The following is a 20,128-nucleotide window of genomic DNA, read 5'->3' as shown; positions in this document are numbered from 1 at the left end:
ATTTAGGCTTTGTTGAATAAATCAGATTTCGGGTAAGTCTCCCCCGTAGCGGGTTGTGTTTTCAGGCAATACGCACGCTTTCAGGCATACCTGCTTTCGTCATTTTGTTCAGCGCTCGTACCAGGGCCATAGCCTCCGCAACCTGACCATCGTAGTCACGCAGCGTCAGTGAACCCCCGAACAGCTGTTTTACCCGGTACATCGCCGTTTCCGCTATCGAGCGACGGTTGTAATCTGTTGTCCATTTCCACCGCGCATTACTCCCGGTCATTCGCTGATTAGCCACTGCACGGTTACGGTCTGCATATTCACCGGGCCAGTAACCCGCACCTTTTCGGGGAGGGATAAGCGCGCTGATTTTCTTACGCCGCAGTTCATCGTGACAGAGCCGGGTGTCGTAAGCGCCGTCTGCCGATGCTGCCCTGATTTTTCTGTGAGTCTGCCGGATAAGACCCGGGAAGGCTTCTGAGTCCGTCACATTGTTCAGCGACAGGTCAGCGCAGATGATTTCATGTGTTTTACTGTCAACGGCGAGATGCAGCTTACGCCAGATACGGCGGCGTTCCTGGCCATGCTTTTTGACTTTCCACTCGCCTTCACCGAAGACCTTCAGCCCGGTGGAATCAATTACCAGGTGTGCGATTTCACCCCGGGTGGGCGTTTTGAAACTGACATTAACCGACTTTGCCCGCCTGCTGACACAGCTGTAATCCGGGCAGCGTAGCGGAACGTTCATCAGAGAAAAAATGGAATCAATAAAGCCCTGCGCAGCGCGCAGGGTCAGCCTGAATACGCGTTTAATGACCAGCACAGTCGTGATGGCAAGGTCAGAATAGCGCTGAGGTCTGCCTCGTGAAGAAGGTGTTGCTGACTCATACCAGGCCTGAATAGCTTCATCATCCAGCCAGAAAGTTATGGAGCCACGGTTGATGAGGGCTTTATTGTAGGTGGGCCAGTTGGTGATTTTGAACTTTTGCTTTGCCACGGAACGGTCTGCGTTGTCGGGAAGATACGTGATCTGATCCTTCAACTCAGCAAAAGTTCGATTTATTCAACAAAGCCTCGAATTTAATAAACCGTGTTACATCGCCTCTGCGCTTCTCCCCCGGCCATCGCGAGTGGGCGGGGGAGAAGGGCTTAACTTCATAATTGGCGCGTATAAGAGATTTGTTTGCCGTAATCATCGATGATTGACCAGGTCAACAGCCCGGAAGCGCTCGCAGGCGAAAGCGGGACAGTGGTGGAAGCGCCGGGCGCAATCATCATGGTGGTCAGCTGTTTTTCTCCCAGACGTAGCTCTCCTAACGTCATGTTGTAGGGCGTAGGGTTGGTAATCAGCAGCGACCGGCTTGTGCTGCTGTGCTCTTTCAGCGTAAATACCAGCGACTCGCCGATATGCTCATCCGGCGCTTTCAGTCCCGCAGGGCGGACAAAAACCTTTAAACGGATGCGCAGAGGCAAAACGATTTTTTTACCCTTTGTGTCGTCAGATTGCGTGTTCGGCGGGATCTGATAGATATTCAGCCAGTACACGCGCTCGCGGCCGGCCGCAATTTCCTGACGCGAGGAGAGCATGACGCGCAGATTGCGGGACTCCCCCGGCTCCAGCTTAAACAGCGGCGGCACCACAACCAGAGGCGTATTGATACTCTCCGGCAGAGCCAGCGGATCGTTATCATCGCTCCAGACCTGCACCAGCGCCGGCGCTCTTTCTGAATTCACCAGCACCAGCGTCTCGGCGAGGCTATTTTCATTAAACACCAGCCGGCTTTGCGTGCTGTTGACCACCGCGCCTGCGTAGCCGGCACTCAGCAAGAGCGTCATTATCAGCACAGGCTTACTGAAGACTGACAAAAATCTGTGCTTGCGCATTGACCGACCCTGCCGTTACTGGTAATCCCGGAAGCTTCTCAAGAGAGGCGGTGAATAATCCGCTATATTGAATGCCACCACTTGCACCCGTCATCGCGGCGCTGTCGGGCAGCAAATCGGTAAAGCCGTACCAGCCTGCGGCATTGCCTGTTCCGGTGGTGGTATTGGAGGACAGCAGAGTGAGCGGTGTACTCTCTCCCGCTTTATAAATGCGGATGCCGACGCCTGAAGCCACGCCGGTTGTTCCGTAGTTATTGTCCAGTAAATGGCTGATGCCGCCAGACGCGTTTTTCAGCCCCAGCGTATCGGCCTGGGCAAGCGCCGTGGGCTGGGTGACCAGGAACCCCATGGCCACGGGGGGCTTGGTGATGTTTGTTACCGTCCCGGATGTCGCGCCGGCATCGCATTTAAGCGTGACATTAAAATTGTTGGTGCTGGTCATGCTGGCGTTGAGTTCATCCACCCCGATAGGGGGGAGGGTAACAATCTGATCAAAATCACTGACTATGCAGGTCTCGCCGTGGATGACGGTGTTAACCCCATGTCTCATTCCCCATACCGCCACTATGTCTACCGCAGTAGCTGAGGGGCTAGTTCCCACATCCCCCACGGAGGGGCTGACCGCACCGAAAACCGGTTTAAAGCGCACGGTAGCTTGCGCCTGGTTCATGGTGTTTAATGTGTTACGTGACTCAGCATATGCGAGACCGCCATTTTCGTTGGTTTTAAGCAACTCAAAGGTGATATTGCTGAATGCGGAAGCTGGAACATAGATAGAGGAACCGACGATAAAATATTCCGTAGGAGATAATTTACGTTCCTGCCAAACCCTGGTGTAATACAACCCTGATTTCTGATTCAGAATACGAAAAGCGACATTTTTTGCCGGCGTAAGATACCCGCCTTCAACATCACTGACCGACATCCCGCCATAAAAGTTTAAGTTGCCAACCGTGGCGTACATTTCATAGAGCGAATCCGCATCGGACAAAGGGCATTTGTATAAGATTTGATTCGGCGCATAGGGAGCGTGTAGACCGGAACTAATAACGTCTACGTTTGCCGTGGCTAGCTGCGTACCGGGAGGGGCCATTGTTACCGACCCCGTTCCGATACTGAGTACCCCGAAGTTAATAGGGGCATTATCACCATTCGTTGTCAGGGAGAAGGCGGTGTAGCCCATATTGGCAACTTCCTGAGGAATCGCGTTGTTTCCATTGCCGATTGAGGACACTCTGCGACACTCCGCCTGAGCCCAGGGGGTGCTGGTTATCAGGAGTGCGGCAATCAGGCCGTGTTTTAACTGAATGACTGGAAATTTCATGTGTTATCTCACTGTACGCAGATACCATTTAAATGGATGAAGTTATTGCCTGATGCTTGATTCCGTGCGGGCATCTGGTAATTGACGCGGCAGGTTTGCTTGTTGTCCCAGCGAATAAATAAGGTTCCGGAGGCATCAGGCAGGCGCGCGTAGACCTGTCCATTCTGGCCGGCCATTCCGAGGTTTTTCCCATCCCGGTCCTGAACCTCCGCGCCCATCGGTACCGGAGAGCCATCGGGCATCATGACCGCGATCAGGGCAGGGGTACCGCCAAGAGTATTGAACGCCACTTTCGGCACCGCGCCCCGCACCGGGACCACGCGTACGTTTCCGCCTTCCAGCTCGACGTTCTGGTCCAGGGAATTACCGTCAATGCTGATGGTGTTGTAGCGGTACGGCGCCAGAGAAGGCGCAATCCCATAGCCGAAGACATCAATTCTGGCTCCCTGCGCATTGTTAATTCGCGCGCCGCTGGCGCCTTTGGCTTCAACCAGAGCAAAGGTATCGCTGGCATACGGACCGTAGGTTACGCCACCGCTGTGCAGCGCCAGGGTACCTGCGGTTCCCAGCCCCAGCTGGTGATCTTTACCGCTGTGAGCATAGGAGGCGCGCATTGTTCCTGAGCGGGTACGCTCCTGCACATTCACGCCCCAGCGCATGGTATGGCTTCGGCCCTGTTCCAGTTCGGTGTACTTGTCATGATTGGCGTACAGGGAATAGGTGAAATCATTTTCTTCACCTGCGGAACCGGAAAGCGTTGTCATCGCCGTTCGGGTATTTTTGTTCTTCGTCATGTCGAACGACACGTTTGAGCGAGAGTCACGCCAGTCAAGCGGAATGGAAAAACCGATGGAAATGACGTTCTCGGTATATTTCTGATAACGACTGGAATCATATTCAGCGTCATTGACGCTATGGATATAATTTGTGTTACTCCAGCTGGAACGCTGCCTGCCGACGTTGATGTTGTAGCTGAGTTTTTTCCACATGTTGTTGTAGGACAGCTGTAGCTCGGTGATGCGCGAACGGTTGTTGTAATAGTCGGTGCTGCTGCCGCTGAGCGAGAAAGTACCGTAGTCGTCCATGTTCTGGCTTAACGTCGCGGTAAAGCGGTTACGTTGCTTAAGCGTGTCGGAGTAATAATTATCACCGTGCTGTTGCTGGCGCCGCACGCCCAGAACATCCTGGAGATCGCGGTATCCGGCGGTGGAATAGCGGTAAGCTGCCAGCACTATATTGGTGTTGCTCGGGAAGGTTTTGCTGTATGACGCCTCGGCCCGCCAGCCGCTTTTGGACTGATTGTTTTCCACCTGCGCATGTGACCAGGTTGTATTGAGCGATAAGGCGCCGAGTTCGGAGGCGAAAACGCCGCCGGCGAGCAATGCCTGATAATTGTTAGCAAATCGCGCGCCGGTGTTGGCGGTAAAACGGTTATTCACCCCGTACTGCAATACGCCTTCGGTGAAGGCATTCTGTACGGAGTAATAATTCCTGACTTTACCTGCGGCAAACTGATAGCTCATATTGCCCGGACGCATGGAGCCCGGTACGGCGGCGTAAGGCACAACGAAGAAGGACGATTTTTCATCGGCTTCAATGATCTGCACCTCTATATCGCCCTGACTGCGCGTGTTGTAGAGGTCGTCGATCAGAAAGGGTCCCGGGGGAACCTGCGTTTCGTAAATAATATTGCCCGCCTGGCGGATCAAAACCCGGGCATTGGTATTTGCCACGCCACGTACCTCGGGCGCGTAGCCCAGTTTACCCTGTGGCCACATGCTTTGATCGGTATACAGCTTGATGCCATTAAAAGCGATAGAGCCAAACATGGCGCTGTCGGTATAGGTATCGCCGACCATCAGCTCGCTGGAAATGGCGGGCAGCGGGCGCTGTACCCAGGTTCTCACCGAGTTCCATTTATAGGCACTGCCGGCAATGCTGCTCTGCATGTAACGCAGATTAGCCTGGTGACGTAATTGCCACATCCCCATATTTGCGCCGGCGTTGATCATACTCCACAGATAGCTGTAGTTAATGTCACGCAGAATATTACGGGTGTAGCTGGTGTTATGGCGTAAAAATAGCAGCGGCGCCCCGGCATCCCATTCGGCAACCGGGATAGAGTCGCGAGGCTGTCGGTTGAGCATAATTTGTGGGATGGAAAATTCCACCGACAGCGTTGACGGCTTAATCCGCCAGCTTCCCTGCCGGGTAATATCCGCTAAAGTTAAACACTGGACATTGGGAAGGGAGGCGGGCTGGATTTTTAGCTGTAACAGTTTGATTAGCTCAGCATCAAGGCACAGCTGCGCGCTTTTGTCGGTCGGATTGACCTTCTGGAATTTAACCGGGACCTGGCTTTTGATTTTAATACCATTGAGTACCAGGTCTAAATTCTGCTGCCCCGGCGCAATGATAACCTCAGTATCGTTGAATTTTTCCAGGCTGATACCTTTAGCAAACCCTGAACCAGCGAGTAAATTGTTGTCAAAACGATACTCTTCCGCAAAGGCCGAATGCGAAAACAGAGAGGCTTTAATCATGCAGGTTATTAATGCAAGACGAAAATAAACTTCCTTATTTTTGAATTGGATATACATGGCTTACCGTTGCTCCATAATCATTAACCAGACCGATCTCTATTCCCTTAGCACTCCGGTCAGTCACCTTTCCGGCATTAAGCGCAATGTCTACTGCAGCAAAAGGCTCAATCATCGGTGGTTTATACTTTGCGTTAACACCGTTGACGCTAACCTTGCTTAATGAGATGTAATAGGGGGACGTATTAGTAACCCGGATGCTATTTGCTGACATGTTGCTGACCGTCAGATAGTTGAAAATCATTTTCGGGTTGGTTTTTAAACCCGCTGGCCGATAAAACACTTTCATTCTGTTTTTCAACATCAAAACGATTTTGTTGCCTTTATCACCGCCGATGTTTGCCGGAGGGACCTGCAGGAAGTTGAAATAGAAAACAGACTCCCGGTCCTGCGGCAGCGGTTTATCTGGCGTAAAGAAAACGCGTAATACTTGCCCCTCTTTTGCCGCGATGCGAAACGTTGGCGGTGTGACAATAAAGGGAGCCTTTCCTGTTTCAGGCGTGGAGGAGGGATCTCCGCTGTCGAACCAGGCCTGAATCACATAAGGAAAATCATCATCATTTCTAAGTCTTAGATCAACGGACTTGGCGTCAGAGGGATAAATTACCCGCGAGCCGGTCATGACCACACTGGCAAATGCTGACTGACAAAAATAGAGGGATAATATAAATAAGAAAATGCTACGCCATTGTAAGCGAGACATATCAGCCACCTGTTGGAAATTATTTTCTGACAACCCGGAAAGAATAAATTAAGACCATCCCTGGTCTTAATTTATCTAAATATCGATTAAGAGATATTGAATCCCTGATTTAACGCCTGATTAGTTGTAGCTAACGGCGTACTGCATGGAGGCCTGCACTGCGCCTGGGGTGGCGGCGCCGGCTTCGCTGACGTACTGCGCGGTGTAGGTTGCCGAAGCATTGGTTGCGCCGATCGGCAGAGTCAGATCGCCTGATGCGGTGAAGGGAGTGGTAAAGTCGATAGGCGCTGCAGCGGTATCCAGAATCTGGATGTCAGCATTCGTTGCCGCAGTCGTCCCGGTTGCCACGTTGCCCAGGTTACCGCCAGCAGTGATGCTGTTACCCGCGAAGCGGCTGGAAATCGTCGTTGCTGCCGCAGGGTTAGCAGTACAACCGCTTACGCTGATATCGAAAGTGGTCGGTTTCGCAACGCTACCCGCAGTAGTAAGCTCAGAGCTATTAACGGCAGCCAGCAGAACGACCGGGCTAACTGTGTTGCCGTTAATTGCCACGGTACAGGTTTGAGAGGTGACTTCTCCGAGGAAAGTCACTGTATTAGGAGCAGCAGATACGTGTGCACTAATCAGGAGAGACATCGCAGTAACAGGGATCAACATCAAACTTTTTTTCATTGCAAAATATCCTTTAGAAAAATAATCAACCTACATGTATTAGGTTGGTGAGTGTAATTTCTTCCTTTAAATTCAATGTTGGAATTAACGCTTCGTTTTATACGTATGCTAAGGGCTAACGCATAAAACAACAGTCGGTGTAAATTCCAACATCAGTGCAACTAAAATAAAACGCACAGCGCTTTCTAGCTTGCCGGAGTATCTTGGTGTTGAGGGCCGAAATTGTGTAGTGATTTAATCTGATGAAACATGAAGTGCACATTTGAAAATGTGAAAAAATCTTATCCTGGGCGTTCTGCAGCTGGCTTCACAAATGATAAGGTCATATCGCCCGGCATTCACCGGTTTTCGTTGGCTGTTGAAGTTACGGCAAAGATTAACGATGCAGCAGATGCTTAATAGTTCAGGGGGATGATATGGGAGAGGTCGGGTTTTTATTTTGTGCGGGAGGTGAATTTATTGTGCAGGGTAAAAGATGGTCGTTAGCCGATCGCGTATTAAACGGGCTTTAGCGGGGGATGACTCTTTTATTAGTGGCAAAATATATCGCCTGATGGACCGATGTCATTCGTTTATTGGGTCTTGAGCGGATGTTGAGGCTTTATGGAATTTATGTATCGATTACCCGTAGGCCATAAGAAACCGGTGAGTATCCTCACCGGTTATTAACCCGTTACATGACGGTATCGATACGGCTAAAGCGTTTACCATCGGCGCTGACGGTACGTACGTTCACTTTGCCCTGCACCTGTGGCCGCGCATTGTCATCATAACGTTGCCAGCTGTTGCCGCCATCGGTGGAGTACTCAATAACCATCCCTGGGAAACTGGTGTTCGCTTCCAGTTTGCCTTGGGTGATTTTCGCCCCCGGTACCGGAAGACGAAACGCTATGCTGGCTTTTTCCATCTTGGCCAGCTCCCGGTGGCCCAGGATATTCGCGAAGCGAGTCCAGTCTTTGTTCTGCGCTTTCACATCAACATGATGCGTCACGCCCGCTTTATAGGTTTTCCCTTTCTGGTAATCCTGCTCCCATGGCGCTTGATGCCATGCGCGTTCGGCAACGGAGAACAGCCGCGGGAAGAGGCGATACTCCATTTCTTCGTCGGTACGGACGATTTCGCTCCATATCTGAGCCGACAGGCCATACGCTCCCGGCCAGTTTGTATCTGCCCTGCCTTCAAACGGGTTACCGTCACGATCGAGTGACGTTTCCGCATTCTGCGGCAGGTTATCCGGGGTGAATCCGAAGATCTTACGCTCATCGCTAAAGCGCGTTGCCCAGTAGAAGCCTGGCTCCTGAGGATTCACTTCGTAAGGGTGATCCAGATAGACATAATCCGGGTTGGAAATGACCACTTCGTAACCTTTGTTCGCCCAGTCATTAACCGACGCCGCACCGCCCCAGAACAGCGTATCCCAGAAATTGACCACCGTTTTTTTGGTGGCAAAATCGGTCGCGCCCTGAGCGTGCTTCAGCCCATCCTGCCAGGCCTGCATCTTCTCAATACCATGCTGGTTGACCAGTTGGCTGACCTCCACGGCGAACCAGCTCGGCAGATGTTCAATATCGGCTACTTTGCCGTCTTTCAGCATTGCCTGGCACACCGGCGACCTTGCCCACGGTTTATCCTGTTTGTGCTGGTCAATCTGCCCTTTACCTTCCTGCGGATTGTTTTTATCGGTGTATCCGGCGCCCAGATAAATATTTTTCGCTTCATCGCCACCAAAATGCCAGGTCGTCAGCGGCAGTCCCGCTTCTTGGTGCATTTTCTGGATTTCGCCAATCACCTTATCGACAAAACGAAGAGACGACGGCAGGCACGGATTCAGGTAACCGGTGCGATCGTAGAACTGAACCCCGGTGGTGACAGAAGTATCGTCAGGATCGAGCAGACGGAATTCATTCGCTGCTTTCTCCTGACCTTCTTTCATCAGACGGTCGTAGCGCGCTTCCATCGATATCGTTGCCGCCCGGGCATGCGCGGGCATATCAATTTCCGGGATGACATCAATCTGTCGTGCTTTGGCATACTTAAGTATCTCAATGTAATCCGCACGACTGAACCAACCGCTACCGTGCGTGCTGCTATCCGGGCCTGACCCCAGTTGCGGCAGCAGGCAGGTTTTTTCCGTCAAATCATGGCAGCGCTTTCCTCCGACTTCCGTCAGTTCAGGCAGGCCGGGGATCTCAATACGCCAGCCTTCATCGTCGCTCAGATGGAGATGGAATTTATTCAGCTTCAGCGCAGCCATCTGATCCAGTGCCCGCAAAATAGCCGCTTTACTGTGAAAATTACGCGCAACGTCGATAAATAAACCGCGATACTGGAAACGCGGCGCATCTCTGGCTTCCAGAGCGGCTATCTTCATCGGCCCCTCTGCCGGGAGCAGTGAAAGAATGGACTGAAGGCCGTAGAATACCCCGGCCCGATCGTAACCTGTTACCTGCGCCCCTTTTTCGTCAATCTTAAGGGTATAAGCTCCCGGTACCGCGTCCTGACCCTGGAAAGAGGCCACAGAAATCTCGCTACGTACCGGGTAACCTTGATCGGTTTTCAGCCCCAGCAGGGCGAAGCGCGCAGTAATCGCCTCTGCTGACGGCTGCGGCAGCGCAGAAAGATCCAGCTTAACCCCGTGGCTCAGATCAACATCCCGGCTATGCACGTTAACCACCCGCGGCGTTGGCACAATCTGGCCGCGTAGAGACGATGCATTCAGCAATTTCACATCGCTGTTTTTCTCAAAGCGGACTTCGGCGGTCATCAGGACATTGTTGTCGGCTGGCGTGCTTTTCCACAAATCACCGCTAATGGGCGTGACAATCTGATTGAGATCTTCCGTATCGGTGCTGGCTATCACTTTGGGCTGCGCATCGGCGGCCGTGACGTACCAGCGTGGGATCACATCGCTCATGAACAGCTGCCAGTATTCATTAATAATCGGGATATCCACCGCTTGCCCCGCCGGGAATGCGGTAAATTTATCAGTCGGCTCCAGTTTGTGCAGGTCTCCGATGATGTGCGTAACCTTAAACTGGGCATTATCCACGCTCAGAATCCGGCGAATACTGGAGAAGTAAATCGCCCAGTCTTTACCCGTAATCGCCTCGCCATCATTGGTCAGCCTGATGGTGGCCTTGTTACAGGACGCCCAGTCCGCGCCCAGCCTGGCGCAGTCAACGCCCTGCAGCGCCGCGTGGTTATCCACGATGGTATAGTTAAACTTGAGTTGACTGATTTGGTCGACGGTTTGCTGGTTGGCAAGGGCCGTGCCGCTGCTCATTAACCCAGCAATTGCGGTTGCCAACAGGCCTGTTTTTAATGATTTCATGTCATTTTCCTTAATGATTATCGGCGCGGCCTTGCTCGCTCATACTGGAATCGGCAGACAAACCTTCTGCGTTGGTCTGCGGAAAAACCGTCCAGCCTGGCCCGTCAATGGCCAGCGGCGGGGGACGACGTTTTCCTGTAACGGTAGGCATGTGAACATCCTCTTGACGTTTAAAAATGCGGAACAGGGAAGGCCGCGAAAAAGTAAAAAATGAGACAACAATAAACGGGATAAACCATGTAGAAAGCATGGATACCATATTTTTCGCGACGCGAATTATCAATCTGTTTTTCTGTTAAAAAGCGAATTCTATGACAAAACGCACATATTATATTGCTGTTTATTATGCTTGTGATTTGATGTGAGTTTGTTGTAGTTAATTGATTTATAAGGTTTGTTTTTGGTTTTTTGGTTGGTTTATGGCTAAGCGGGTATAATGTCGACGAATAAGATTTTTCCTCACTATAAGTGAGAATAATTCGCGTCGTGAAAATATGCTGTGTCAAACGAGACGGCAGCGGATGTGCAAGATCTGCCGTTCCCGCGCCGCTTCGCAACAGACCTTCTTTCGGCCAGGCTAGCGTCGGGATAAAATTTATCTTCCAGCCAGGTGTATATCAGTTGTATTTGCAACATATGGGTAACTAAGTATGTTGCAAATGCAGCAGGAACGTTCCTCGCTTTTTTTATAACATCATGATTATAAAGAAATTATATCACGGTCTGTTTTGGCATAGATTCTGCTAATACCTTTATAGCCAAAAATTATCTTTTTATTTTTATAAAGCATTAAACGTTATATAGAAAAATGATAATTCGCGGCTAAAGCAACTCGCCTGCACGTGCTGTATGGCGGATATGAAAATGCATCAATAAAAGACGGGGGCGTCCTATGTCCATTTCAGAGCCAGCTAATCGTCCGCTGCAGTTCGCCTATTGGGTACCGAACGTGTCGGGCGGATTAGTGATCAGCAATATTCCGCAGCGCACCAGTTGGGATATCGACTACAACCGTAAACTGGCGCAAATTGCCGAACGCGCCGGTTTTGACTATGCGCTTACGCAGATCCGTTTTACGGCCGGCTATGGGGCCGACAACCAGCATGAGTCGGTCTCTTTTTCCCAGGCGCTGCTGGCATCGACGGAAAAGTTGAAAGTGATCGCCGCCTTGCTTCCCGGCCCCTGGAATCCCACCCTGGCGGCAAAACAAATTGCTACTATCAGTCACCTGTACGGCCCGCGCATCGCGGTTAATATCGTCAGCGGTTGGTTCCGTGGAGAGTTTAAAGCCATCGGCGAACCCTGGCTCGACCACGAAGAGCGCTACCTGCGTTCAGAAGAGTTCATCCGTTGTCTGCAGGGCATCTGGCGGGAAGACAGCTTTACCTTTGCCGGCGATTTCTATCGCTTTCGCGATTATTCCCTCAAGCCCAAGCCGCTGGAGGCGCTGCCGGAAATTTTCCAGGGCGGCAGTTCGCGTGCCGCGCGGGATATGGCCGCACGTGTTTCAGACTGGTATTTCACCAACGGCAACACGCCTGAAGGCATCAAAGCACAGGTGGATGACATCCAGCGTAAGGCGGCACAAAACCAGCATCAGGTGAAGATCGGGGTTAATGGCTTCGTTATTGCGCGTGAAAGCGAAAAAGAGGCGCAGGCGGTGCTGCGGGAAATTATTGATAACGCCAATCCGGAGGCGGTGAAAGGGTTCCAGCATGAAGTGAAAAACGCCGGCAGCGCATCGCCGGAGGGGGAGGGCAACTGGGCCAAATCCACCTTTGACGATTTGGTGCAATACAACGACGGCTTTAAAACAAACCTGATTGGCACGCCGCAGCAGATCGCAGAGCGCATCATTGCGCTCAAACATTCTGGCGTCAATCTGCTGCTGCTGGCTTTCCTGCATTTCCAGGAGGAAGTCGAGTTTTTCGGAAGGGAAGTGATCCCTCTGGTACGTGAGCTGGAAAAGCAATCTCAGCCCGCCATTGCCCCGGTTATCTGATGGTAATTCACTGATTATTATGATGTTATCAGAAAAATTGCCTTCCTCGTTGACGGCATCTCAGCAGGCGTTGGCGGCGCAGGGCGATGCGGAATCGATCAACGCCGGGCATCGCGGCCTGTCTGTGGCGCTTTCCGGGGGCCTCTCTTTTGCTGACGTCGGCGCGTTAACCGATATCTTGCAGCAGGCCGGTCCATCACAACTGCTGGCGAGTATTGGCCCGAACGGTGCCAGCAAACTTCGCTGTTCAGTGAGGTGTTCGGTTTGTCGCGCGCGCGGCATGAGACGGTCAGCCACCAGTAACAGGCTAATGCGGTAATCGATTTTTTTTGGCCAGCCATTCTGTCTTCACGGCAAGGTCTGCTCATCTCACCGAACGTCTCGGTGATACCAGAGGACAGACTGCTATTTCCCAGGTAGTCGACGGGTTGACCCAACATACTGGCAACGACGGTCAGGGCCTGCCCGATGTCCTTTCCCTGCCCGGGACGACATCAGCGGTCCAGGTCTTCAGGGACCGCGCCGCCTTCCGGCGCTCGCCGTCTGAATAAATCCAGTGATTAATGCGGTCATCACGGTCTTGTTGAATCAACAGCAGATAATGATTCGTGAGAAGGCATGAATGCAAAAAGCCCGCTTAAGTTTCCTTAAGTGGGCTTCTTAAATATAACGCCTCTGACTGGGATCGCCTTTGCCAGTAACTGGCTCATAAGTCAGTTAAACGAGGAATTCTGATCTTATTCCAGCTTCAGCCTGTCCCTGAGTTCCTTCACCAGCGACGCATCATCCAGCTCTGCGCTGATCTCATGACGAATCGCATTAGTGAATTGTTCACTGCGCTCGCAACTATGATGATAACCATGAGACAGCCAGTTCCAACTCCCGAGAACAATGTAGCGGCCATCGATCATCAGCACCTTTTCGTGGGTGCCTTCGGCCAGGCGGATAACATTGTCTTTTCCCAGTTGTTCGCAGTATTCAGCAACCAGAGTCTCATCATTATCACCCGTACGATCCAGGCGCTGATGATAGTAGCCGTAATAGACTTTTACCCTGATTCCGCGCTGCTGTGTTGCTACCAGTTGCGCCAGTTCCGGCCTCTGATAATGCTTACCTCCCCGGCGGATCCACGGAGCGATGATAACCAACTCCTGTTCACACTGGCTGGCCAGCGCGCTAAATGCGGCAATATGTTCACAGTCGCGATAATAACGCTGTAGACGGGGGGTCTGGCTTAGGCTGGCAAAATTCGGATGCTGGCTACCTTGTTCAAGAAGGAAGCTTTCGGCAACGCTATCCGCAAGGACTTTCAGGTATCCACCTGCTTGCCGCAATCGATGATGGTTACCTACGACGATAAATTGCTGCTTTGCGCGTGAAACCACGACATTCAGCATGTTTGGTGCGTCGTTTTGAAAATTCGGATTATCAAGGGGATGAAAAATTACCGGACTATAAATGATGACCTCAAAGCCTACGCCCTGGAACTGATGCACTGTACCAATGCAGTTTTTCTGCCAGTGATTCATTCGTTGTGCAAGACGTTTAATCAACAATGACTTCTGATTACTATAGGGAGTGACGATGCCAACATCGGCAGTCAGATCGTAACCGGCTTCTTCCAGCTTATCCAGCAATAGCTCAATAGCATCAATTTCATCCAGATTAGTATTAACCATCTCGCCTTTCTGGCCTTCGACGCTGTAGAACATCAAATGATGTCCGCCTGATTTCTCAAACGCGCTGGCAATACGACTGGAAGGGGGGGCCGTTTCCACGCTGACGCCATGATAGCCTGCCAGTCGGATGAAAAGGTCGGCAATAGGTTGCTGGCACCGGCGATGCTCATCGAGAATGATGCCATTACCAGTATCGTCTACCTTGCCGGAAAGCGTACCAGCAGCACGGTGCCATCCTGTGACGCTTGCAGGCGAGACACGTTCATACAACGTATTGTTGCTGGCGAAATGGCGCTCACGCAACTGTGTTTGCAGGTTTTCTGACAGGTTTCTGATGGGTTCAATTTGCAGAGGATCGCCAACAATCATCGCTTTCTCACTGCGGCTCAATAGGGGCACCAGGGATTCAAGCGAAATCATGCCCGCTTCGTCGCACAGCGCCAGGTGCCACGGTTTATGCCCCTTGAGTGCATCGAGCTTACGATAACCAGCAACCTTACACGCGGAAACCAGCGTGGTCGCCATTACCGGATATACAAGAGACAGTGCGCGATAGAAATCATCAAGCTTATCCAGCCAGCGATAATAGCCCGCACTGAGACGCTTACTCATCAACGCCCGCCAGTGAGTCAGTACCTCTTCCAGCTCAATTTTCCGCTTCAGTTGCTCTTGCCAGAGATAACCGATAGCGGCTTCGAACATTTCCCGGTGTTGCCTGATAAAGCGTTTACGCAAAATGTCGCACCAGTTACCTTCCGGATAAAGCTGTTGATACTGTGACGTTAGCTGTTGCGCCCGGATGACCTGACGCCATTGTGCCTGCAATTCTGCTACTTCAGTATTAAGAGCTAGCAGGTCAACTTCCTGCTGAGCTTCGGGTTCCGCATGCAGGAGCAGCTCCAGTAGCACTAAGCTGTCTTCTTGCTGTGAAAGCATTTTCCCAGCATCAACCAGAGCAGCCAGTTGACGATGGGAAAGGGAAGAAAGACTGAATTTGTGAAAGTCCTCCGGTGCAGCAAGGCTCATTTGTTGCAACCTTGCTGGATATTGCCTCTCGAAAAAACGAGCCAGATAACGCTTTATCCCTTTACGCGGATAGTCGCGGTAATGCAGTTCCAGGGCCGGGCGTAGCGGTGAATCCATCCAGCTAAGTATCTGCTCCAGACTATGCTGCTGCGGCCATGTCGCCTGCAACGTCTGGTAAATTCTGCTGGCCTGTAGACGCTGCGTTTTTATCTCCCTAAATTCCTGCAGGCGCTGTTCTAACTGACAGGCTAAGGTATCCAGGTCGTCGGGGTGATGAAGCGAAACATCAATGCCGAGTACCTGTGCATGAGCGGCGAGCGGGGAAATTTTTTCCATGAAACGAGCCGGTAACTCTTTTGCTAGTCGGGTGTCCAGACCACAATCCACAACAGATTGTATCGCGACTGCCTTTTCATTCAGATACGCCCGGTAACAAGCGTTCATCTCGTCGCGATGCTTGAGTAAAACCGCTAAAAAATCGTGCTGCTGCTGTTGGTCATAGCTTTCCTGTCGCCAGCGACCAATCAGTTTCTCAAGCCGGGTAAGCTCATGCTGAACCTGTTCGTTCGAGCCGCTATGAAACCATAACCAGTCTAGATCCTGAGTTGCAGGGTCACTGCGCAGATCGTCAATGATATTCTCTACCGCTTTTATTGCAGTGGACGTGACCAGCATGCCGAAGTTCTGGTCCTTTCCATCAGCAATCGCCAGTGCTCTGGCAACCAGTTGTTGTGCGATGAGTGACTTGAATAGCGTGGTTTTACCCGTACCCGGCGCACCTTGTACGGCAATCAGGCGCTCATCCTGATTAATCGCCTGTATTGCCGCCATCTGCCCATGGCCCAGAGGATATTGCGTTTCAAACAAACCGCCAGTCACCACTTCGTGAATATGCGGGGCCTTCTCGTCACTATGGATATGGCTGAGATACTGCTCCAGCAACGGGAAGTCACCAACCGCGTTATCACAAAGCCAGGTGAAATCTTCCGCATCACGCTTGAGGTTGTAATCCTCATTATGCAACGGAGCCACCAGGGCATTAAACGCAGTTTCCAACCCCTGATATTTACTGTTTGATTGCTGAGTGACCCATTTCAGAAGAGCCTTAAACGCCTCAAGGAACGTGTCATATTTACATCCAGTGAGCGCGCTGACGATACTCATCATATGACGGTTTTCACCGAGCTCATCCAGCTGAACACCAAACATTTCGCGAAAAGCGAAGGGGAATGCGCTAACAAGTTGTCCATCTTTGACGGGAACTAGCAAGGTGTTTTCGTTCTGTTCAAAAAATGATTTTGGGAGGGGGAAAGAGAACAGCGGAAGGTATTTTACATTGGCTTTACCTCGCTCATTTTCGATACAGCGCAGTACCGGAAATAGCAGGTTAACAGGCTCAATATGGGTAATTTTACCCTTTTCGTCATATTTGACGAAACGCCCGCGCCAGTGGTTGCGCATTTCAGGCGTAACACGGAGTACTACTCCGCTCTGGTTTTCTTCACAGTTATTTATATCGAGCATGAGTTGTTGGTACTCATGCACCTTGCTGGCCGGTATTTTACTCTTTTCTGCGCCACTGAATTCCACATAATCATGCCACGCTGAAAGGATATCTTTAGACGAGTTTTGCATCATGCTAAAAGAGCCTTAACCTGAGTATCTCCCTGAATTTAATGGTTAGATAATAACACAGAGGCAGATATTTTAACCCTGTCAATGGGGGCTTCTTTGTATGTAGGTATAATATTAGTTACAGAGGCTAATGAGTTTTACTGTTTGACTGAGAGAAGTTGGTGTTCAAACAACTGAACGCATCCTGATGGTGCTGCGAATGAAGGGCCTGCCAGGCGGGGATCCATCTTGAGCAAACGGGGGTAATACTGAAAAGCAAAAAGCCTGCTTTAAACGCAGGCTTCTTAAATTTGGCTCCTCTGACTGGACTCGAACCAGTGACATACGGATTAACAGTCCGCCGTTCTACCGACTGAACTACAGAGGAATCGTGTGAACGAGGCGCATACTACTGGCCTGGCATTTTTGTGTCAACACTAAAATTAACTCACTGATTCAAATGGCTAAATTTAAGTCAACTCGTTGTTTTAGTGCACAGTGTACCCGTCGTCAGTATCCAGCAGGCCATTTTCACGTAATCTTTGTAAGGGGTCCTGACGATAGAAATGGCAAAAGCGCTGCCAGAGCGCCGGAAAGCGCGGGGCAAACAGCTCCGGTGCGCTAAAGAAATATTCCGATAATACGGCAAAACACTCGGCCGGGTCGGTCGCCGCATAGGCGTCAATACTGGCGGCGCTCTCCCCAACCAGATCGATCTCATCCTGAATGTTATTCATCGCTGCGTGGAGATCGTGCTCCCAGCCGGCGACTTCGCGTAACGGAATCAACGGCACGCCGCTGGCGCGATCGCCATTGCGGGTATCCAGCTTATGTGCGACTTCGTGCACGATAAGATTGAAACCCGATGCATCGAAAGAGTCCTGAATATCCAGCCAGTTCAGGATGATGGGGCCTTGTTGCCAGCTCTGGCCGGATTGTACGACCCGTTGATTGTGGACCAGACCAATATCGTCTTCCCACTCATCATCCACCACAAATGGGGCAGGGTAGATGAGCACCTCGTGGAAGCCATCCAGCCACTCAATGCCAAGCGCGAGAACCGGCAAACAGAACAACATCGCAATGCGGGCGTTTTGCAGCGGGGTGAGTTCAAGCCCTTGCAGGGGGACCAGACGTTTTTGTTGCAGAAAGCGTGCCGCCATCTGCACCAGTTCCTGCTGTTCTTGTGCAGAAAGATTGGCTAAAACAGGAATGGCAAGCGCATGTTCCCAAGGCATTTCTGCGTTGCCGGACTCTTCATCTACTTTCCAGGGCCATTTAAACATCATATTGCTCGCAAAGTCGTCACTTGAACATAATTAAAGAGACAGGAACTATTAAAGTGCCAAAGAACCTGGCATTATAGCAACCTCAGCGGAGAGATGCCGGAGCGGCTGAACGGACCGGTCTCGAAAACCGGAGTAGGGGCAACTCTACCGGGGGTTCAAATCCCCCTCTCTCCGCCACTATTCAAACACTTACGTCAATTCCTTTCAACGACCCGCGTCACACACTTCTCTTGTGTTGGTATAACGGGGCGTCGAATGTCCATCAATCATCATCCTCTGATTTCTCATTGACGGGAAGATCTCGTCTCGATGATATCTGAATACTCCCTGTAGGCAGAAGATTTCTGGCCTTATCAATATAAAAAGCTGAAGGCCTTAGTTCAGCGAGACAAACGGCAAAAGCCGCAATCATCAGTCGCAAACGACCAGGATAATGCGCTCATGGAGAACTTCTTCGAAACGTAGCAACCGGAGTGTTTTTATCTGTGCTCGCTCGGCAGTCTGAGTGAGCTAAAGCTGGTGATAGAGGGCTATGCCCATGACGACAACCATGAACGGATAAGCCTGAAATTAAAAGGCCTGAGCCCGGAATAATACCGGACTCAGGCCGAGGAAGCCGCTTAACATGAACTGTCCTGTTTTAGAGGATCAGCCCACCCGGCGGACGTTAAAGCATAAATCGCATCAGAACTGATAGGTAATACCGACAGCAAACTGATCGTCTTCAGCGGCGCCAGTGATGATGCTGTCTTTGCGATCGATCAGGTTAAATTTGTAAGCACTGTAGACATTCAGGTTTTTGTTGAAGTAGTACCAGGTGCCCAGTTCAATATAGTTCATAATCTCAGCATCTTTGCCGCTGTTTATACCGAGATCTTTGCCTTTCGCATAGACATAGCCGAGGGAAGGGCGCAGACCAAAATCAAACTGGTACTGGACAACGGCCTCGATATTCTGCGTCTTGTTGGCGAAAATGCCATTTGCCATTGGCGTCATGTTATGCGATTCGGCATACATCACCGCCGTGTAAAGGTTATTGGCATCATATTTCGCGGCTAAACTCCAGACTTCGGCGGTTTCGCCTTTACGGTCTGCCGCCTGTTCGTCGGTACGATCTGAATTGCTGTATGCGGCGGCGAAACCAAATCCATCGATACTGTAATCGACAGACGTGCTATAGCCGTCGCCGTTAGCTTTTAAACGATCGCGGTTATTATTTTTACCCTGGTATTGCAGCCCGAAATTCAGGCCATCAACCAGACCGAAAAAGTCGCTGTTACGGTAGGTGGCGATACCGTTAGTACGACCGGTCATAAAGTTGTCGGTCGCCACCAGGCCATCGCCGCCCCATTCGACCAGCATGTCGGTATAACCCGCCGCGTCATAAACCAGACCATAGTTACGGCCATAATCAAATGAGCCGTAGTTGGCGAATTTTAAACCGGCAAACGCCAGACGCGTTGCGCTACCCTGTTCGCCTTCTGGTTTATCCGCTTTGATGTTGTATTCAAAACGGCCATAGCCAGTCAGCTCGCTGTTAATCTGCGTTTCGCCTTTTACGCCGAAACGGGCGTAAGTGGTATCTCTGGAGTTATTGTCGCTGTTGTCGCGATCGGTGTTGGTTAAAATGTGTTCGCCGACCATTTTGCCGTAGAAATCGAGCTTGTTTCCGTTCTTGTTGTAGATTTCTGCCGCATTAGCGGCTCCGGCCACGAGTAATGCCGGAACCAGAAGTGCCAGTGTTTTTCTTTTCATTATATATTCCCTTTTAATCATCATTAATATGAATGGAGGTGAGTATTGCTGAAAGCAATTTCATACTATCGGTAAGGTTCAATTTTATTTAAAATAAAAATGTAAATAAATTATATCCAATATTACAAAATGTTTCAGTTTGCATTGATATATTAAAAATCTATCGTTTTGGAATGATGCATTTTTGCTGTTTATTATTTTCAATAACAATGTGTTAGGTGTTTTAAGGGATGTATTTATGTTACTGATTAAATGCTTTTG

14 protein-coding genes and 2 tRNA genes are annotated in these 20,128 nt (G+C 50.8%); 4 read left to right on the top strand and 12 right to left on the bottom strand.

The features are described 5' to 3' along the window. Positions 1 to 61 precede the first annotated feature (61 nt). The 8 genes from FNY10_RS12590 to FNY10_RS12555 all read right to left on the bottom strand — a co-directional run bounded on the left by FNY10_RS12590 (position 62) and on the right by FNY10_RS12555 (position 10,653). Complete coding sequence (locus FNY10_RS12590) at positions 62 to 1,030, bottom strand: IS5-like element IS903B family transposase (RefSeq protein WP_013815099.1); 969 nt, start codon at positions 1,028 to 1,030, stop codon at positions 62 to 64. Positions 1,031 to 1,143: 113 nt separating this feature from the next. After that, positions 1,144 to 1,824 (bottom strand): fimbria/pilus periplasmic chaperone, encoded by a 681-nt coding sequence (locus FNY10_RS12585; protein WP_131050462.1) that lies wholly within the window; start codon positions 1,822 to 1,824, stop codon positions 1,144 to 1,146. A 13-nt stretch (positions 1,825 to 1,837) separates the two neighbouring features. Beyond that, positions 1,838 to 3,196 carry a fimbrial protein gene (locus FNY10_RS12580; protein ID WP_141964310.1) on the bottom strand — a complete coding sequence of 453 codons (1,359 nt, stop codon included), beginning with the start codon at positions 3,194 to 3,196 and terminating at the stop codon, positions 1,838 to 1,840. Positions 3,197 to 3,204: 8 nt separating this feature from the next. Continuing rightward, entirely contained in the window at positions 3,205 to 5,739 is a 2,535-nt protein-coding gene (locus FNY10_RS12575) for a fimbrial outer membrane usher protein (RefSeq protein ID WP_227699380.1), read from the bottom strand. Positions 5,740 to 5,773: 34 nt separating this feature from the next. Next, the gene (locus tag FNY10_RS12570) at positions 5,774 to 6,499 is read right to left on the bottom strand and encodes a fimbria/pilus periplasmic chaperone (RefSeq protein WP_160702632.1); all 726 of its coding nucleotides are present in this window, start codon (positions 6,497 to 6,499) and stop codon (positions 5,774 to 5,776) included. Between the two features lie 120 nt (positions 6,500 to 6,619). Next, the gene (locus FNY10_RS12565) at positions 6,620 to 7,171 is read right to left on the bottom strand and encodes a fimbrial protein (protein WP_141964313.1); all 552 of its coding nucleotides are present in this window, start codon (positions 7,169 to 7,171) and stop codon (positions 6,620 to 6,622) included. A 673-nt stretch (positions 7,172 to 7,844) separates the two neighbouring features. Next, the gene (locus tag FNY10_RS12560; protein WP_160702630.1) at positions 7,845 to 10,502 is read right to left on the bottom strand and encodes a beta-N-acetylhexosaminidase; all 2,658 of its coding nucleotides are present in this window, start codon (positions 10,500 to 10,502) and stop codon (positions 7,845 to 7,847) included. Between the two features lie 10 nt (positions 10,503 to 10,512). Next, the gene (locus tag FNY10_RS12555) at positions 10,513 to 10,653 is read right to left on the bottom strand and encodes a hypothetical protein (RefSeq protein WP_160702628.1); all 141 of its coding nucleotides are present in this window, start codon (positions 10,651 to 10,653) and stop codon (positions 10,513 to 10,515) included. Positions 10,654 to 11,394: 741 nt separating this feature from the next. On the opposite strand from FNY10_RS12555, the gene sfnG reads away from it, so the two are divergent. Continuing rightward, positions 11,395 to 12,504, top strand: a complete 1,110-nt coding sequence (gene sfnG / locus FNY10_RS12550; RefSeq protein ID WP_160702626.1) for a dimethylsulfone monooxygenase SfnG — start codon at positions 11,395 to 11,397, stop codon at positions 12,502 to 12,504. A 19-nt stretch (positions 12,505 to 12,523) separates the two neighbouring features. Next, a complete protein-coding gene (locus FNY10_RS12545; RefSeq protein WP_160702624.1) occupies positions 12,524 to 12,823 on the top strand; it encodes a hypothetical protein in 300 nt (99 codons plus the stop codon). Positions 12,824 to 13,241: 418 nt separating this feature from the next. Here FNY10_RS12545 and FNY10_RS12540 read toward each other — a convergent pair whose 3' ends face one another. The 3 genes from FNY10_RS12540 to mtfA form a co-directional block, all read right to left on the bottom strand. After that, the gene (locus FNY10_RS12540; protein ID WP_227699379.1) at positions 13,242 to 16,847 is read right to left on the bottom strand and encodes an AAA domain-containing protein; all 3,606 of its coding nucleotides are present in this window, start codon (positions 16,845 to 16,847) and stop codon (positions 13,242 to 13,244) included. A 288-nt stretch (positions 16,848 to 17,135) separates the two neighbouring features. After that, positions 17,136 to 17,211: transfer RNA gene (locus FNY10_RS12535), tRNA-Asn, on the bottom strand. A 100-nt stretch (positions 17,212 to 17,311) separates the two neighbouring features. After that, a complete protein-coding gene (gene mtfA / locus FNY10_RS12530) occupies positions 17,312 to 18,112 on the bottom strand; it encodes a DgsA anti-repressor MtfA (RefSeq protein WP_160702622.1) in 801 nt (266 codons plus the stop codon). Between the two features lie 87 nt (positions 18,113 to 18,199). On the opposite strand from mtfA, the gene FNY10_RS12525 reads away from it, so the two are divergent. Further along, positions 18,200 to 18,289, top strand: a tRNA-Ser gene (locus FNY10_RS12525). A 306-nt stretch (positions 18,290 to 18,595) separates the two neighbouring features. Further along, a complete protein-coding gene (locus FNY10_RS12520) occupies positions 18,596 to 18,706 on the top strand; it encodes an IS3 family transposase (RefSeq protein ID WP_131050768.1) in 111 nt (36 codons plus the stop codon). A 90-nt stretch (positions 18,707 to 18,796) separates the two neighbouring features. Here FNY10_RS12520 and FNY10_RS12515 read toward each other — a convergent pair whose 3' ends face one another. Further along, on the bottom strand, positions 18,797 to 19,867 hold the full coding sequence (locus FNY10_RS12515) for a porin (RefSeq protein ID WP_131050765.1): 1,071 nt from the start codon (positions 19,865 to 19,867) through the stop codon (positions 18,797 to 18,799). Between the last annotated feature and the right edge of the window lie 261 nt (positions 19,868 to 20,128).

Source organism: Klebsiella sp. Lac1 (assembly GCF_009825425.1).
GTDB lineage: Bacteria > Pseudomonadota > Gammaproteobacteria > Enterobacterales > Enterobacteriaceae > Klebsiella > Klebsiella electrica.
This window is presented reverse-complemented; position numbering and strand designations above follow the sequence as displayed.

What these genes read in the sequence shown, in the direction of transcription:
- FNY10_RS12570 (WP_160702632.1), bottom strand. Translation starts at nt 6,499, where the DNA reads ATGTCTCGCTTACAATGGCGTAGCATTTTCTTATTTATATTATCCCTC.
- mtfA (WP_160702622.1), bottom strand. Translation starts at nt 18,112, where the DNA reads ATGATGTTTAAATGGCCCTGGAAAGTAGATGAAGAGTCCGGCAACGCA.
- FNY10_RS12565 (WP_141964313.1), bottom strand. Translation starts at nt 7,171, where the DNA reads ATGAAAAAAAGTTTGATGTTGATCCCTGTTACTGCGATGTCTCTCCTG.
- FNY10_RS12545 (WP_160702624.1), top strand. Translation starts at nt 12,524, where the DNA reads ATGATGTTATCAGAAAAATTGCCTTCCTCGTTGACGGCATCTCAGCAG.
- FNY10_RS12555 (WP_160702628.1), bottom strand. Translation starts at nt 10,653, where the DNA reads ATGCCTACCGTTACAGGAAAACGTCGTCCCCCGCCGCTGGCCATTGAC.
- FNY10_RS12515 (WP_131050765.1), bottom strand. Translation starts at nt 19,867, where the DNA reads ATGAAAAGAAAAACACTGGCACTTCTGGTTCCGGCATTACTCGTGGCC.
- FNY10_RS12575 (WP_227699380.1), bottom strand. Translation starts at nt 5,739, where the DNA reads ATGATTAAAGCCTCTCTGTTTTCGCATTCGGCCTTTGCGGAAGAGTAT.
- FNY10_RS12580 (WP_141964310.1), bottom strand. Translation starts at nt 3,196, where the DNA reads ATGAAATTTCCAGTCATTCAGTTAAAACACGGCCTGATTGCCGCACTC.
- FNY10_RS12540 (WP_227699379.1), bottom strand. Translation starts at nt 16,847, where the DNA reads ATGATGCAAAACTCGTCTAAAGATATCCTTTCAGCGTGGCATGATTAT.
- sfnG (WP_160702626.1), top strand. Translation starts at nt 11,395, where the DNA reads ATGTCCATTTCAGAGCCAGCTAATCGTCCGCTGCAGTTCGCCTATTGG.
- FNY10_RS12585 (WP_131050462.1), bottom strand. Translation starts at nt 1,824, where the DNA reads ATGACGCTCTTGCTGAGTGCCGGCTACGCAGGCGCGGTGGTCAACAGC.
- FNY10_RS12560 (WP_160702630.1), bottom strand. Translation starts at nt 10,502, where the DNA reads ATGAAATCATTAAAAACAGGCCTGTTGGCAACCGCAATTGCTGGGTTA.